Annotated in this window: 12 protein-coding genes and 1 pseudogene; 9 read left to right on the forward strand and 4 right to left on the reverse strand. The window is 61.9% G+C overall.

Translation table 11 applies throughout. The features are described from left to right. Positions 1 to 12: 12 nt before the first annotated feature. Together BLW24_RS16445 and BLW24_RS16450 are read left to right on the forward strand one after the other, a co-directional pair. Entirely contained in the window at positions 13 to 552 is a 540-nt protein-coding gene (locus BLW24_RS16445) for a TetR/AcrR family transcriptional regulator (RefSeq protein ID WP_090384226.1), read from the forward strand. A gap of 10 nt (positions 553 to 562) precedes the next feature. After that, positions 563 to 1,402, forward strand: coding sequence for an alpha/beta fold hydrolase (locus BLW24_RS16450; RefSeq protein WP_090384229.1), 840 nt, complete (start codon positions 563 to 565; stop codon positions 1,400 to 1,402). On the opposite strand, the gene BLW24_RS16455 is transcribed toward BLW24_RS16450, so the two are convergent. After that, positions 1,372 to 3,228 (reverse strand): sensor domain-containing diguanylate cyclase, encoded by a 1,857-nt coding sequence (locus BLW24_RS16455; RefSeq protein WP_244161284.1) that lies wholly within the window; start codon positions 3,226 to 3,228, stop codon positions 1,372 to 1,374. The two genes, BLW24_RS16450 and BLW24_RS16455, sit on opposite strands and share 31 nt — an antisense overlap. Before the next feature lie 100 nt (positions 3,229 to 3,328). On the opposite strand from BLW24_RS16455, the gene BLW24_RS16460 reads away from it, so the two are divergent. The 5 genes from BLW24_RS16460 (at position 3,329) to BLW24_RS16480 (ending at position 8,157) form a co-directional block, all read left to right on the forward strand. Then, the gene (locus BLW24_RS16460; RefSeq protein ID WP_090384233.1) at positions 3,329 to 4,009 is read left to right on the forward strand and encodes a 6-phosphogluconolactonase; all 681 of its coding nucleotides are present in this window, start codon (positions 3,329 to 3,331) and stop codon (positions 4,007 to 4,009) included. 101 nt (positions 4,010 to 4,110) lie between these two features. Continuing rightward, complete coding sequence (gene edd / locus BLW24_RS16465; RefSeq protein WP_208600236.1) at positions 4,111 to 5,919, forward strand: phosphogluconate dehydratase; 1,809 nt, start codon at positions 4,111 to 4,113, stop codon at positions 5,917 to 5,919. Positions 5,920 to 5,955: 36 nt separating this feature from the next. Then, positions 5,956 to 6,615, forward strand: coding sequence for a bifunctional 4-hydroxy-2-oxoglutarate aldolase/2-dehydro-3-deoxy-phosphogluconate aldolase (locus BLW24_RS16470; protein ID WP_090384242.1), 660 nt, complete (start codon positions 5,956 to 5,958; stop codon positions 6,613 to 6,615). Then, on the forward strand, positions 6,612 to 7,061 hold the full coding sequence (locus BLW24_RS16475; RefSeq protein ID WP_090384249.1) for an acyl-CoA thioesterase: 450 nt from the start codon (positions 6,612 to 6,614) through the stop codon (positions 7,059 to 7,061). The genes BLW24_RS16470 and BLW24_RS16475 overlap by 4 nt, the downstream gene beginning before the upstream one ends. A 115-nt stretch (positions 7,062 to 7,176) precedes the next feature. Next, complete coding sequence (locus tag BLW24_RS16480) at positions 7,177 to 8,157, forward strand: tRNA dihydrouridine synthase (RefSeq protein ID WP_090384254.1); 981 nt, start codon at positions 7,177 to 7,179, stop codon at positions 8,155 to 8,157. Positions 8,158 to 8,331: 174 nt separating this feature from the next. On the opposite strand, the pseudogene BLW24_RS27220 reads toward BLW24_RS16480, so the two are convergent. Then, positions 8,332 to 9,077, reverse strand: a pseudogene (locus BLW24_RS27220) (SDR family oxidoreductase). Positions 9,078 to 9,209: 132 nt separating this feature from the next. Here BLW24_RS27220 and BLW24_RS16490 point away from each other — a divergent pair. Beyond that, positions 9,210 to 9,656: an Hsp20 family protein gene (locus tag BLW24_RS16490; RefSeq protein ID WP_090384259.1), complete on the forward strand. Its 447-nt coding sequence runs from the start codon at positions 9,210 to 9,212 to the stop codon at positions 9,654 to 9,656. Positions 9,657 to 9,704: 48 nt separating this feature from the next. On the opposite strand, the gene BLW24_RS16495 is transcribed toward BLW24_RS16490, so the two are convergent. Together BLW24_RS16495 and BLW24_RS16500 are read right to left on the reverse strand one after the other, a co-directional pair. Further along, positions 9,705 to 13,004, reverse strand: a complete 3,300-nt coding sequence (locus BLW24_RS16495; protein ID WP_090384263.1) for a bifunctional diguanylate cyclase/phosphodiesterase — start codon at positions 13,002 to 13,004, stop codon at positions 9,705 to 9,707. Between the two features lie 103 nt (positions 13,005 to 13,107). Next, on the reverse strand, positions 13,108 to 14,001 hold the full coding sequence (locus BLW24_RS16500; protein WP_090384264.1) for a LysR family transcriptional regulator: 894 nt from the start codon (positions 13,999 to 14,001) through the stop codon (positions 13,108 to 13,110). Positions 14,002 to 14,328: 327 nt separating this feature from the next. Here BLW24_RS16500 and leuC point away from each other — a divergent pair, with 327 nt between their 5' ends. Beyond that, on the forward strand, positions 14,329 to 15,756 hold the full coding sequence (gene leuC / locus BLW24_RS16505) for a 3-isopropylmalate dehydratase large subunit (RefSeq protein WP_090384268.1): 1,428 nt from the start codon (positions 14,329 to 14,331) through the stop codon (positions 15,754 to 15,756).

A 15,756-nucleotide genomic window follows, 5' to 3' on the forward strand; every position in this document is an offset into this window, starting at 1 on the left:
ACGGAGGCGAGTATGAGCAATAAGAAGGCGCAAACCCGCGAGCGCATCCTGGCCGCTGCCAGTGTGGCGCTGCTGCAGCGTGGCCCGGCTGAACCCCGCGTGGCTGAGGTGATGGGCGTTGCGGGTTTGACGGTCGGAGGCTTCTACGCGCATTTCGAGAGCAAGGACGCGCTGATGCTGGAGGTATTCCAGCAGGTGCTCTGTCAGCGGCGGGAACGCTTAGCGCTGCTTGATCCAGCCCTGTCTGCTAATGAGCGTCGGGTACTGCTGGCAGCCTTCTATCTGTCACGCAAGCACCGAGATGCCAGTGAACAAGGGTGTCCGCTGCCCAGTTCGATAGGTGAGCTGGCGCGTATGTCGGATGGTTTTCGCGGCGTGCTGGCTGAGCATGTCGAGCTGATGACGGCGCATCTTGCGGGCAGTCCTGAGGAAACTGATCAGGCGCTGGCCGATATTGCCTTGATGGTCGGAGGTCTGGCGCTGGCACGCGCGCTGGGCCCCGGTGAGTTGTCTGATCGAGTCTTGCGTGCCGCTAAATCGGCAATCGTCTGAGGATATGGCAATGAATAGCATGAGCTGGGTTCGTGGTTTCAACGCATCGATTGGCCTGCTGGCGCCGCATGCACTGGCCAGCAAGCTGCGCCGTGAGTTTATGACGCCGCATACCCTGCCGCCGCGGGACTGGGAGCTGCCGCTGCTGGCGCAGGCCGAGCGCATCACGCTGCGTTTTGGTCTGTCCGCGCTGCGCTGGGGCAGTGGGCCGGCCGTGTTGTTGATGCATGGCTGGGAAGGGCGGCCGACGCAGTTCGCCGAGCTGATCAAGGCCCTGGTCAATGCCGGCTACGGTGTAGTGGCGCTGGATGCCCCGGCCCATGGCCGTTCGCCTGGACGTGAAGCCAATGTGGTGCTGTTTGCCCGTGCCTTGCTGGAGGCTGCCAGCGAGCTGCCGCCACTGAAGGCGGTGATTGGCCATTCCATGGGAGGCGCCAGTGCTTTGCTGGCCACCCAGCTGGGCTTGCGCGCTGAGGCTTTGGTCAGCATTGCCGCGCCCAGCCGGATTCTGACCATGCTACGGCGCTTTTCACGTTATATGGGCTTGCCGCGTCAGGCGCGCGCGCACTTTGTTCGTCTGGTCGAAGAGAAAGCCGGGATACCCGCCGGCCAGCTTGATAGCGCGCACTACCAATTGGATTTCCCTGGATTGGTCGTGCATGCGGCGGATGACCCGATGGTACCGTTCAGCGAGGCGGAGGCGATTCACCAGAGTTGGTTCGACAGCCGCTTGCTGCGCCTGGAAAACGGCGGGCACCAGCGGGTGTTGGCTGATCCACGGGTCGTGCAGGCGGTGTTGGAGCTGCTGGAGTCGCTGAGTCAGACATCGTCCAAGGCGCTGGCCTCGTAACCGACAACCCTGTTGCGCCCAGCAGCCTTGGCTTGATACAGTGCCTGGTCGGCGTGGCGCAGCAGCTGTTCGCGGTCGCTGCCGGCATCCGGGGTCAGCGTGTAGACGCCGATGCTTAGGCTCAGGTCGATACTCAAGCCCTGGTGCATGCAGGGATGACTGGCCAGGTCTGCACGCAGTTGCTCGGCCAGGTCCATTGCGCCGGCCTGATCGGTGTCGCAGAGCACGGCAGCAAACTCTTCGCCACCAAAACGTATCAGCAGATCGTTACTGCGCATGCGCTGTTGCATACGCAGGGCCGTGTGTTGCAGGCAGGCGTCGCCGACCAGGTGGCCGTGCTGGTCGTTAACCTTTTTGAAGTGATCCAGATCCATCATCAGTATCGCGAGCGGCCGCTGGCTGCGTTTGGCCTGGGCGAGCATGCGCTCCAGTTCTTCGTTGAGCACCTGGCGGTTAAATAACCCGGTCAGGCTGTCGCGGCGGCTGAGTTCGGCCAACTGGCGGTTGGCGGTAGAAAGCTCTTGCAGAGCATGCTGTAAGGATGCAGTGCGCTCTTCCACCCGGGCTTCCAGGCCTTCGTTGATCTGTTGCTGCAGATCCAGGCTTTTGGCCTGCTCCATACGCAGTTGGTGCTCGTTGGCGTATAGCTGCTCTTGAGCCAGTTGCTGGGCGTGTTGCGCCAAGCGAATGCGTGAGCCGAGGGCAATCGAAAAAATTACCAGTTCAAGCAGGCTGCCGATCTGCTGGGCGTGCAGGGTCAGTAGCGAATTGGCGATCAGGCCGGTGCCGCTGAGCACGCTGAACAGGCTGGCGATAATCAGGGCTGACCAGCCGAGGGCGAAGAGCTTGGCCGGCGGGTAGCCGTCACGCCAGCGCAGCACGGTGAAGATGCAGCCGAAAATCGCGCAGGCCAGCAGCAGAACAAAACTGCCGATCAGCGCCACAAGGTAGGGCGCGGCAAGTGCCAGCATCATCACCAGCAGGCTGCTGCCGACCAGGCCGTAACTGACCCAGCTGTAGGCCCGGTGCTGGTTCTTGAGGTCGAGCACGCCATAGGTGAACAGCACGCCGAACAGGGTCGCCAGCGCCGAGCTGAACGGGAAGCTCATCTGCTGCCAGGTTAATGATTCGGGCCAGAGCCACTGCAGGGCAAAACCCAGCTGGATGAACTGGTACAGGCTGAAACTGGCGACAAACAGGCTGTACCACAGGTAATTGCGGTCGCGGGTGATGATAAAGATCGACAGGTTGTAGATCATCATCACCAGCAGGGCGCCGAAGAACAGACCTTGTAACAGCAGCATAAGTTGTTCGTGCTGGTTGAATGCGTGGGTGCTCATCAGGCTGGCACTGAGGTTGGCCGAACCGTCGGTCTGCATGCGCAGGATCAGCTCGCGCTCTTCCCCGGCAGCCAGGCTGAATGGCAGCACCAGTTGGCGGTGATTGACCCAGCGGTGGTGGAACGGCCGCTGATCGCCGGCCTGGTATACCCGGCCGTCGTCCAGGCCGTAGGCGTCCAGGGTGTCGAGCAGCGGATTGCCGATCAACAGTACCCAGTTGATGGTGGTGTCGGCTGGATTGTGCAGGCTGAAACGCAGCCAGTAGGCGTGTGTGCTGTAGCCGAAACTGGCGTCACGACGGGCCACCGGTTGCCAGGCCGATTCAGGCAGCTGGCGAACACTGTGAATGTCCGCCAGGCCTTCGGGGTCTGACCACACCTGCATGATGGGGCCCGGCAGCAGCGGCGTGTCACTGGCCAGCAGGGGCAGACTGGTGGCCTGCGCCAGTGTCGGCAGCAACAGCAGTAGGAGTACGCGCAGCAACACAATCAAAAGAGGCACTCCGTGGCAAGGATGTTGGCGGACACGACAAAGGTGCATTATTGCGCGGCCTTATGACATACCGATAGCTTAGCCGGGGTTGCTTATGAGCCAAAATTTGCTGCATTGCCACGCTGAGCGCGATGCTTGCCTGCACGCGCTGGCTGACGACCTGTTGGCGCAAATTCAGGCTACGTTGGCGCAACAGTCCCGCGCCGGTTTGGTACTGCCCGGCGGCAGTAGCCCGCAGGCTTTGTTGCCCTTGCTGGAGCAGAAGCTGGACACTCAGTGCATTGACCTTAGCCCCAGTGATGAGCGCTGGGTGCCGGCGCTGGCGGCTGAGAGTAACTGGCAGTTGTTGCATCAGGGGTTGCCGCAGGCCAATTGCCAGGATCCGCGCCAGGGCAAAACGCGGGCGCAGGCTGCGTTGCACTGGGGCGAGCAACTGGCGCAGTGGTCACCGTTTAGCGCGGTGCTGCTGGGCATGGGGGAAGATGGCCATATCGCCTCGCTGTTTCCCGATATGCCTGGCCTGGCAGGCGCGCTTGATCCGCTGGCGAGACCTGCAGCCTTGCCGGCCTTGGCGCCGCAAGAGCCGCGTGAGCGGTTGTCGCTGAACCTGGCGATGCTGCAGCGTGGCCAGTGGCTCGGCTTGCTGGCGTTTGGCGAGCGTAAGCGTGGGTTGATTGATGCTGCGTTGGCTGATCAGCCCTTTGCCCGCGAGTTGCCCCTGTACGCCTGGCTGCAACGCAGCCCGTTGCCGGTGCATATCTACTGGGCACCCTGAGAGCAGTTGCGGTCTGCTGCAGAAAGGCTCTGTTGCGTTACAGAAGCGGCTAAGCCGTTACACTGCAAACCTGTACCTCGCCGAGAAAGGGAATAGTCATGTTGCATCCGGTTGTTGAGCAGGTGACCGCCGCACTGGAAAAGCGTTCGGCCAAACGCCGGGAGCGCTATTTGCAGCGCCTGACCCTGGCCGCCGCGCGCACCGCACATCAGGCCCTGGGGTGCTCCAACCTGGCCCATGCCCTGGCTGCGCAACCTGATGATGCGCGGCTGATCATGAAGCAGGGCGGCTCGCCGCATGTGGCGATCATTTCCAGCTACAACGACCTGCTCTCGGCCCATGCACCGCTCAGGGACTATCCCGAACGCCTGAAAGTGGCGCTGGCCAAGGCCGGCGCAACCTCGCAGTTCGCCGCCGGGGTGCCGGCTATGTGCGATGGCATTACCCAGGGCGAAGGCGGCATGCAGCTGTCGCTGTTCTCCCGTGACCTGATTGCTCAGGCTGCCGCTATCGGCTTGACCCACGGTATTTTCGATGGCGCGCTGTATTTGGGGGTGTGCGACAAGATCGTCCCCGGCCTGCTGATCGGTGCGCTGCATTTCGGTCATCTGTCGGCCGTATTCGTGCCGGCCGGACCCATGCAGTCGGGGCTGCCGAACAAGGAAAAAGCCGCCGTCCGCCAGCGATACGCCCGTGGCGAAGCCAGCCGTGATGAGCTGCTGGCCGCCGAGTTGGCTGCCTACCACCAGGCCGGCACCTGCACCTTCTATGGCACCGCCAATACCAATCAGCTGCTGATGGAAGCCATGGGCCTGCACGTGCCGGGCAGCGCCTTTATCCATCCCTACACGCCGCTGCGCGATGCCATGACCGATGAAGCCGCGCGCCTGGTGGCGCACAACAGCCGTCAGGGCGAGCGCTATCTGCCCGTCGGTCAACAGATTGATGCGCGGGCGCTGATCAATGCGGTGGTGGCTCTGCTCGCCAGCGGCGGCTCGACCAACCATACCCTGCATCTGCCTGCCATCGCCCGGGCTGCTGGTTATGAACTGAACTGGGATGATTTTGCCGCGCTGTCGCGGGTTGTGCCGCTGCTGGCGCGCGTCTACCCCAATGGCGCGGCGGACGTTAATCAGTTCCAGGCCGTTGGTGGCCCAGCCTGGTTGCTGCGTGAGCTGCTCGGTGCCGGCCTGTTGCATGATGATGTCGCCACCGCTGCCGGGCATGGCTTGCGTGCTTACACCCGTGAGCCCTGGCTGGAAGGCGAACGCCTGGCCTGGCGCGAGCTGCCGGCGCAGAGCCCGGCGCCGGATATTGTCCGGCATGTTGCTGAGCCTTTTGCAGAAGAGGGTGGGTTGGTGCTGCTGACCGGCAACCTGGGGCGCGCCATCCTGAAAACCTCGGCGGTGGATCCGGCGTTCTGGCACATCCGCGCCCAGGCACGGATCTTCGATTCGGAAGCGGCCGTGCAGGCCGCCTACGGTGCGGGTGAGCTGCAAGGTGACCTGGTGCTGGTGGTGCGCTTCCAGGGCCCACAAGCCAATGGCATGCCCGAGCTGCACAAACTGATGCCCTTGCTGGCCAACCTGCAGCAAGCCGGCCAGCGGGTCGCGTTGATTACCGATGGGCGCATGTCCGGGGCTTCGGGGCAGGTTTCCACAGCCTTGCATGTAACCCCGGAAGCTGCTGCCGGCGGCCCCTTGGCGCGGTTACAGGATGGCGACTGGCTGGTGCTGGATGCGCAAAACGGATTGCTGCAGGTAGAACTGAGCGAGCAGCAACTGGCCGCACGGCCATTGGCGTCTGCCAGTGCCGAGTTGGAATTGGGCTATGGTCTGGAAATGTTCGCCGCGCAGCGCCGCCTGGTCGGCTCGGCAGAGCACGGTGCCAGCAGCCTGTTTGAAGACTGAACGCGACGATTGAATCTTGAGAGCGGGGAGCAAGGCATGAGCCTGACGATGGATGTGGTGCTGCAACAGGCCCGCCCGGTATTGCCGGTGTTGGTAATCGACGATATCAGCCTGGCGCTGGACCTGGCCCGCGCGCTGCACGCCGGCGGCATTCGCGTGCTGGAAGTGACCCTGCGCACCCCCGGCGCGCTGGATGCGCTGGATGCGCTGGCGGCGATGCGCAAGGAGTTGCCGGACCTGTTGGTGGGCGCCGGCACCCTGATTCATGCCGAACAGTTCAGCGAAGCCCGCGACGCCGGGGCGCAATTCGCCGTCAGCCCAGGCTGCACTGAACGCCTGGCGGCGGCGGCGGAAGACTCTGGCCTGCCGTATTTGCCGGGGGTGATGACACCCTCGGAAGTGCTGCTGGCGCTGGAGTATGGCTATCGCTCACTGAAACTGTTTCCGGCCAATGGTGCGACCAGCATCAAGATGCTCAAGAGCTTCAAGGGGCCGTTCACCGGCATTCGTTTCTGCCCAACCGGTGGGGTGACCCCGGATAACCTGCTGAGCTTTTTGCGCCTGCCCAATGTGGCCTGCGTGGGCGGCACCTGGATCGCGCCGAGCAGCCTGGTGCGTGCCCGCGCCTGGGATCAGATCACCCAGCTGGCCGCCGAGGCGCGCGCCCTGGCCGGTAGCCTGGAGCAGCCGGCATGAGTTGGGAGCTGAGCAATCCATTTGTCATCGATATTCAGGTGACGGCCGAGGACATCGACGGCCTCGGCCATGCCAACAACGCGGTGTATGTCAGCTGGCTGGAGCGTTGCGCCTGGCGCCATTCGCAGTTTCTCGGGTTGGACCTGGCTGAGTACCGCCGCCTCGATCGCGCCATGGCCGTGCTGCGCCATGAGATCGATTACCTGGCCAGCGCCTATGAAAATCAGCAGCTGCAGATGGCCACCTGGATCGTCGAGTCCGGCCAGCGCCTGAAGATGGACCGTCGCTTTCAGCTGATTCGCCCGGAAGACGGCGTGACCCTACTACGTGCGAAAACCACCTTCGTCTGTATCGAGCTGTCCAGCGGCAAGCCCAAGCGTATGCCAGCCGAGTTTGTTGAGGGTTATGGTGCCGCCTTGCAGCCACCTTTCCCGATGGAGCTGTGACGCGCCGTTGGGCTAATGCCTGAGCGTTTCACCATCACGCCGCGTACACTACGCGGCGTTTTTCTACCTGCGACTTTTAGCCGAAGCGCAGCACCGCATTTTCAAGAGACTGCCTATGCAAATCGCCCTGGCCCCGATGGAGGGGTTGGTCGACGAAATCCTTCGCGATGTGCTCACTCAGGTGGGCGGCATCGATTGGTGCGTGACGGAATTTATCCGGGTCACCGAGCGAGTATTGCCCGTCAACAGTTACGAGAAGCTCGCGCCTGAGTTGTTCAGTGGCGCGCAAACGGCCGCCGGCACGCCGCTGCGCGTGCAGTTCCTCGGCTCCGATCCCGCTTGCCTGGCGGATAACGCCGCCTTTGCCTGCACCCTCGGTGCACCGGTGATTGACCTCAACTTCGGCTGCCCGGCCAAGGCGGTGAACAAATCCCGTGGCGGCGCGGTATTGCTCAAGGAACCCGAGTTACTTCACTCCATCGTCCGCGAAGTGCGCCGTGCTGTGCCGGCCGCGATTCCGGTGACGGCGAAAATGCACTTGGGTTTCGATCACAAGGATTACGCCCTGGAGTGCGCCGAGGCGCTGGCCGAGGGCGGTGCGGCGCAGATCGTGGTGCACGCGCGAACCAAGGTGGAAGGCTACAAGCCGCCGGCGCATTGGGAGTGGGTGGCGCGGGTGCAGGATGTAGTGAAAGTGCCGGTGTTTGCCAATGGTGAGATCTGGACCCTGGATGACTGGCGGCGTTGCCGAGAGGTCAGCGGGGTGGAGGACATCATGCTCGGCCGTGGCCTGGTGGCGCGTCCGGATCTGGCCCGGCAGATTGCGGCGGCCAGGGCCGGGCAGGAGGTGGTGGCCATGAGTTGGGCGGAGCTGCAGCCGCTACTGGCGGATTTCTGGCTACAGGCACGGCGCAAGATGTCGCCACGCTACGCGCCGGGTCGGCTCAAGCAATGGTTGGCCATGCTGACCCGCAGCTATCCCGAAGCCACCGAGCTGTTCAACCTGCTGCGCCGTGAAAGCGACTGCCAGCGAATTGATGGCTTGCTCGGTATCGACTCTATCGAGCCTGAGCATGCCGAGCAGGCGAGCGCCTAGCCGCAGTATGGCAATCTCCGCAGGCGACTCACTTGTCGCGGTTAAAGCCCCTCCCACGGCCACTCTCGCTGTATAGAGGCAAGAGACATCTACTGGCTAAACCACGGATTTTTCCTGTGGGAGGCGCTTCAGCGGCGAGTTTTGCGGGCAGTCCGGGGGCATGTGATTGCCCGGCTAGCGTCCACCGCTCACATCCAGCAGCGCACCGCTGGTATAGGACGCCTGTTCGCTGGCCAGCCAGAGAATCGCTTCGGCCACTTCGCTGGCCAGGCCGCCGCGGCCCATGGGCACACTCTGGCTGACCCGTGCGACGCGATCCGGCTCACCACCGCTGGCGTGAATTTCGGTTTCGATCACCCCTGGGCGCACGGCGTTGACGCGAATGCCATCGGCCGCCACTTCCTTGGCCAGGCCCAGAGTCATGCTGTCGATCGCGCCTTTGGCTGCGGCGTAGTCGATGTATTCCCCAGGTGCACCGAGCCGTGCGGCCACCGAAGAGAGATTGACGATAGCGCCGCCAGCGCCGCCCTGGCGCGTCGACATGCGCTTGATCGCTTCGCGGCTGCACAGGAACTGCCGAACACATTGGTGGCGAATACCCGCTGCCAGCGCGCCAGATCCATCTGCTGCAAAGGCATCTGGGTTTCCAGGATGCCGGCATTGTTGACCAATACATCGAGGCGGCCAAAGTGTTGATCGAGTCGGGTGAACAGCTGCATCACCTGGTCTTCGTCCGCAACATCCGCCTGCACGGCAATGGCCTGGCCGCCCGCCTGGATGATCTCGTTCACCAGCGTTTCCGCCGCGGCCTGTTGTCGGTGGTAGTTCAGGCATAGCGCGTAGCCCTGAGCAGCCGCCCGCCTGGCGGTGGCAGCGCCAATACCACGGCTGGCGCCGCTGATCAGCATGACCTTTTCCATCGACGTCGTCTCCCTGTAAGAAAATTTTGCAGAGGCTTGAAATCTACCCGAGCAGCCACATTTTTATTTATGCGGGATGCCGAAGTCGGGTTCCGCGGTTAACCACTCGCTGAATTTCAGGAGATTTAAATCATGAGCACCGCATTTTCCATGACCCCGCTGTTCCGTCAGTCCGTTGGCTTCGACCGTTTCAATGATCTGTTCGAGTCGGCCATGCGCAACGAGGCGGGTAGCAGCTATCCACCCTATAACGTCGAGAAGTATGCCGACGATCAATACCGCATCGTGGTCGCAGCGGCGGGCTTCCAGGAAGACGATCTGGAGCTGCAGGTTGAGCGCGGCGTGCTGACCGTGACCGGTGGCAAGCGCGATACCAGCGCCGAGGACGTCACTTACCTGTACCAGGGCATCGCTCAGCGCGCGTTCAAGCTGTCGTTCCGCCTGGCCGACCATATCGAGGTCAAGGCCGCCAGCCTGGTCAACGGCCTGCTGAATATCGATCTGGTGCGCATCGTGCCGGAAGAGGCCAAGGCCAAGCGCATTCCAATTGGTGCTGGCCGCACTGTGCTGCAGAGCTAAGCAGTCTCGCAGTTAACAACAAGGGCACCTGCGGGTGCCCTTGTTGTTTTACAGGGGCGCCGGTATGCGGTTGTCATGTAGCAACTGGCGGAACTGCTGCAGTGGCACCGGCCGGCTGAACAGGTAGCCCTGGTAGTGGTGGCAGCCCTGTTGCTGGAGGAACTCCAGCTGGTCGATCTGTTCTACGCCTTCGGCAATCATGGCCAGACCCAGGCTGCGCGCCATGGCGACGATGGCGCGGATGATTTCCGCATCGTTGGCGTCCAGGGTGGCATCGCGGACGAAGGACTGGTCGATCTTCAGTACATCCACCGGCAGGCGTTTGAGGTAGGTCAGCGAACTGTAGCCGGTGCCGAAGTCGTCCATGGCGAAGGTTACGCCGTGGCGCTTTAGGCGATTCATCTTGGCGATGGTGTCGTCGATGTTCTGGATCACAATGCCTTCGGTGATTTCCAGCTTGAGCATGTGCGGCGGCAGGTGGCTGCTGGTCAGGCTGCTTTCCACCAGCTCGACAAAATCATTCTGGCGGAACTGTCGTGGGCTGATATTCACACACAGGCTGAATTGCGTGGCGTTGATCATGCCCTGCTCAAGCAGTTGGGCGCAGGCGTGGCAGGCTTCGGTGAGCACCCAGCCGCCGACTTCGAGAATCAGCCCGCTTTCTTCGAGCACATGGATAAACAGCGCCGGTGATTGCGCGCCCAGTGTCGGATGCATCCAGCGCAGCAGGGCTTCGGCACCAATGATCTGGTTGTTGCGCGCATCCACCTGGGGTTGAAAGTGCAGCTCGAACTCGCCCCGGTCGAGCGCCAGGCGCAGGTCGTTTTCCAGGCGCAGGCGTTCACTGGCGGCTTTTTGCATGGTGTTGCGAAACAGCTGAATGCAGTTGCGCCCGGAGTCCTTGGCCCGGTAGAGGGCGATATCAGCGCGCTTGAGCAAATCCGAAGGGGTGTCGCCATGGTCGGGAATCAGGGCAATACCGATGCTCGGTGTAACTTGCAGTTGATGGCCATCGAGCAGCATCGGTTCGGCGAGCAGGTGGCGCAGCTTTTCGGCCAGGGCGCGAACCTGCTGGACCACTTTCGAGCGTTTGCCTTCCAGGCCGGAAATCAGCACGACAAACTCGTCGCCACCCAGGCGTGCCACGGTGTCTTCCTGGCGCACGCTGGCTTCCAGGCGTGCGGTGACCAGCTTGAGCACTGCATCGCCGACCGGGTGGCCGAGCGAATCATTGATGTGCTTGAAGTGGTCGAGGTCGATAAACAGTAGAGCACCGCGCAGTTCATGACGTTTGAGCAGGGATATCTGCTGGGTCAGGCGGTCGAGCAACAGGGCGCGGTTAGGCAGGTTGGTCAGTGAGTCGTGATAGGCCAAGTGCTGCACCTGGGCCTGGGCTTCCTTGAGCTCGCTGATGTCGCGGGCGGTGAGCAGCAGGCAGGGCGTGTTGTTAAGCTCGATGGGCTCAACCGACACCTCGACCAGCTTGACCGTGCCGTCGCGGTGCTTGCCGTGCATTTCCATGTGATAGACATGCCCGTCGCGCTGCAGCCGCTGGATCATCGCATCATGCTCAGCCATATCTGCCCAGACATTGAGCTCCATGGCGCTGCGGCCGATCACCTCGTCAATGTTGTAGCCGGTCAGGCGACCGAAGCCTTCGTTGACTTCGATATAGCGGCCGCTGTCGCGTTCGGTAATGGTGATGGCGTCGGGGCTGGAGTGGAATGCCAGGGAGAACTTTTCCTGGCTGGCTTGCAGCTCGGCCTGGGCTTTCTGTCGTTCACTGATGTCGCGAAAAGTGGTGAGGATGCAGCGTTGGTTATTCAGCAGCATGGGCCTGGAGGAAACCACGCAGGTGATCACTCGGCCCTGTTTGTCGAGGTAGTCCGCCACTTCGTTGTGCAGGCTGTGGTCGCGTTCGAGCTTGTCGTATAGCGCGGCCCGCACCTCGAGGTCTGCCCAGAATTTCAGCTCGGTCATCCGCCGGCCGATGATTTCCTCGGGTTGCCAGCCGAAGGTTTGACTGAAGCTCGCGTTGATTTCCATGGCCACGCCTTCCGGCAGAGTGGTCAGGGAAACGGGGTCTGGGCTGGCCTGGAACAAGTTGGCAAATTTGGCTTCGGAGGCGGCCATGTTCTGTTCGCGGCGTACCCGTTCGCTAATGTCGATGAGGATGCCGGCCATGCGCTCGGGTTTGCCGTCGGCGTCGCGGTAGAGCTTGGCGGTGCTTTCCAGGTAATGCACTTCCTTGTTGGCGTACACCGCGCGGTAGGTGACCTGATAATCCTCGGTCAGGCCCAGTGCCAGGTTGTTGAAGTGCTTGCGCATGGCGTGGCGGTCTTCCAGCGGGACAAAGCTGAAGAACTTGCGAAAATCGTCATGAAAAGGCTCGTCCGCCAGGCCATGCAGCTTTGAAGCGCGGGGCGAGCCAAACAGCATGTTACTGGGGATGTGCCAGTCCCAGGTACCGAGGTCGGCCGAGTCCAGAGCCAGGTTCAGGCGTTCCTGGCTGTCGTGTAGGGCCTGCTCCTGCTGGCGTTGCTGGGTGATATCACACAGCGACAGAACCAGGCAGGGTGTGTCGCCCAGAAGTATTTCGCCGCCAAACAGCAGGTTCCTGCGGATGCTGCCATCGCGGTGGTAGAGCGGTACTTCCAGGCCGTTGAGGGTGTTGCTCTTGATCGCATCCATCATCCGTTGGCGATCTTTGAGGCAGGCCCAGATCCCCATTTCCAGCGAGGTACGGCCCAGGGTTTGTTCGCTGGTCCAGCCAAATTGTCGCTCGAAGCCCGCATTGATCTCGATAAAGCGGCCGCTGGATTTTTCGGTGATGACCACGGCGTCGGGGCTGTAGTTGAAGGCCTGGGCGAACTTTTCCTCGCTGCTGCGCAGCGCCTGTTCACGGGCTTGCTGGCTGGTTATGTCGCGGATGACGCCAATAACACGCTGTTTGCCGTCGGCATCCAGCTGCAGACTGCCGCTGATTTCCAGCCAGTGCAGGCTGCCGTCCGGCCAGTGAATACGGTGGCGAAAAGCGCGGTTGCTTGGGTTGCCGGCAAGCAGCTGCTCGAACAGGCGCAGGACATCGGGGCGGTCTTCCTCGGGGATCAGCTCGATATAGTCGATGCGCTTTTCCAGCGGTTGCTTGGGATCAAGGCCGAACAGTGCCTGGGCACCGCGTGACCAAATGACGCGGCCGCTTTCGATATCCCAGTACCAGGTGCCGAGTTTGGCGCCGTTGAGGGCGCGCAATAGACGCGGGGCATCGTTCCAGGTGCTTTCGAATTCGGCAGGATCCAGTGCCGGGATAAACGGCAGTGGCGGACGGCGATCACTGGATTTAGCCACGACCAACTCTTCCTTTGTATACGTGGGTTTCCTGGCCTGTGGCTGAGCAGCGGGGCTGAGTCATGCAGAAACCTTTCTTATCGTTATAAGCCCACGTTAGCCCTTAGTCGCTGGCCATTGCAAGGCCGTCACGCTGGGCATCCAGCAGGTTCATAAAGGCCCGCGCGGCATTGGAAAGGGTGCGCTCAGTGTGGCTGATATAGCCCAGCTGACGGGTCAGCTGGATGCCCGGCAATGGCAGGCGCGCGACCTGTTCGTCGAGCATGGTGCGCGGTAGCACACTCCAGGCCAGGCCGATGGAGACCATCATCTTGATGGTCTCCAGATAGTTGGTGCTCATGGCGATATTCGGTGTTAGCCCCTGGGCTTCGAACAGGCGCCGCACAATATGGTGGGTGAAGGTGTTGCCGCCTGGAAAGACCGCCGGGTGATGTGCCACATCGGCCAGGCTGATGACCTGGCTGCGTGCCAGCGGATGCTCGGGAGCGGCGACGAAATCCAGCGGGTCGTCCCATACGGTCACGGCATGCACTGGCTCGCGGGTTTCCGGGGCCAGGGTGATTACCGCCAGCTCAGCGCGGCCATGCAGCACTTCTTCATAGGCCACTTCGGAGTCGAGAAACTGGATGTCCAGCGCCACTTGCGGGTGCGCCCGGGTAAAGGCCCGCAGCAGCGGTGGCAGGCGGTGCAGGCCAATGTGGTGACTGGTGGCCAGGGTCAGGCGACCGCTGATCTCACCATTCAGGTTGGTCAGTGCGCGGCGCGTATCATCGAGCACATTGAGTATCTGGTAGGCCCGCGGCAGCAGGGCGCGGCCGGCCTCGGTCAGGCTGACCTCGCGGCCCAGGCGGTCGAACAGGCGCACATTGAGCTGCTGCTCCAGGCTGGCGATGCGTTTGCTCACTGCTGGTTGGGTCAGGTGCAGGCGTTCAGCCGCCTCGGAGAAGCTGCCCAACTCGGCGATAGCAATAAAGGCATTGAGGGTGGCGAGATCCATAGGCTGCTCCTGGCGATGGGCGACGTTCAGTGTGCGCAACTTAAACGCACCTGTATTCTGAATAGGAATGCTTTGAATGAAAAATATGAATTTGAGTAATTTAATGCAAGCCCATAGGATTGCCCCATAAGCCAAAGGGCTATTTGCCCAGGCATAGAAAAGGGCACCTCTAAAAACGTAGGCGAGGTAGCCAGCGCAAGGCAAAAACAGGCGAAGAAGCGGAGTTTACGTGTTGTAAATGAGCATTCTGAGCCTGTTTTTAACGCCGCGATGGCAATGCAGGTAGTTTTTAGAGGTGCCCGAAAGACGTTGATGAGGAAACAGCTGATGGCCGGCAAAACGCTGTACGACAAGCTCTGGGAAATGCACGAAGTGAAGCGCCGCGACGATGGCTCGTCGCTGATCTACATCGACCGGCATATCCTCCACGAAGTGACCTCGCCGCAGGCCTTTGAGGGCTTGCGTCTGGCCGGGCGCAAACCGTGGCGCATCGACGCCAACATCGCCACTCCGGACCATAACGTGCCGACCACCAAGGCCGAGCGTCAGGGTGGTCTGGAAGCCATCGCTGATGAAGTGTCGCGGATTCAGGTCCAAACCCTGGATGAGAACTGCGATGACTTCGGCATCCTCGAATTCAAGATGAACGACATCCGTCAGGGCATCGTTCACGTGGTGGGTCCGGAGCAGGGCGCGACCTTGCCGGGCATGACCGTGGTCTGCGGCGACTCACACACCTCCACCCATGGCGCTTTCGGCGCGCTGGCTCACGGCATCGGCACCTCCGAGGTCGAGCATGTGCTCGCCACCCAGTGCCTGGTAGCCAAGAAGATGAAGAACATGCAGGTGCGCGTCGAGGGCAAGCTGCCGTTCGGCGTGACTGCCAAAGATATCGTGCTCGCGGTGATCGGCAAGATCGGTACCGCCGGCGGTAATGGCCATGCGTTGGAGTTCGCTGGCAGCGCAATTCGCGACCTGTCGCTGGAAGGGCGCATGACCATCTGCAACATGTCCATCGAAGCCGGTGCCCGCGTAGGCCTGGTGGCGGTAGATGAGAAAACCATCGCCTATGTAGAAGGCCGTCCGTTTGCCCCGAAAGGCGCCGATTGGACCGCCGCTGTGGCGCAGTGGCAGGACCTGGTGTCCGACGCCGACGCGCATTTCGACACTGTGGTTGAGCTACGCGCCGAAGACATCAAGCCGCAAGTCAGCTGGGGCACGTCCCCTGAAATGGTTCTGGCCGTGGATCAGAATGTGCCGGACCCGGCTGCAGAAAGTGATCCGGTGAAGAAGGATTCGATCACCCGTGCCCTGAAATACATGGGGTTGCAGGCCAATCAGGCAATCACCGATATCCAGCTGGACCGCGTGTTTATTGGCTCCTGCACCAACTCGCGCATTGAAGACCTGCGCGCTGCTGCTGAGGTCGCCAAGGGCCGCAAGGTTGCCAGCACCATCAAGCAGGCAATGGTGGTGCCGGGTTCCGGTCTGGTCAAAGCCCAGGCGGAACAGGAAGGTTTGCACCACATCTTTATCGAAGCCGGTTTTGAATGGCGCGAGCCAGGCTGCTCCATGTGCCTGGCGATGAACCCGGACAAACTTGGCAGTGGCGAGCATTGCGCGTCCACCTCCAACCGCAACTTCGAAGGCCGTCAGGGCGCCGGTGGGCGCACTCACCTGGTCAGCCCGGCGATGGCTGCTGCTGCGGCGGTGACCGGTCGCTTTATCGATGTACGCGAATTGATCCAGGCCTAA

The organism is Pseudomonas anguilliseptica (assembly GCF_900105355.1).
Taxonomy (GTDB): Bacteria; Pseudomonadota; Gammaproteobacteria; order Pseudomonadales; family Pseudomonadaceae; genus Aquipseudomonas; species Aquipseudomonas anguilliseptica.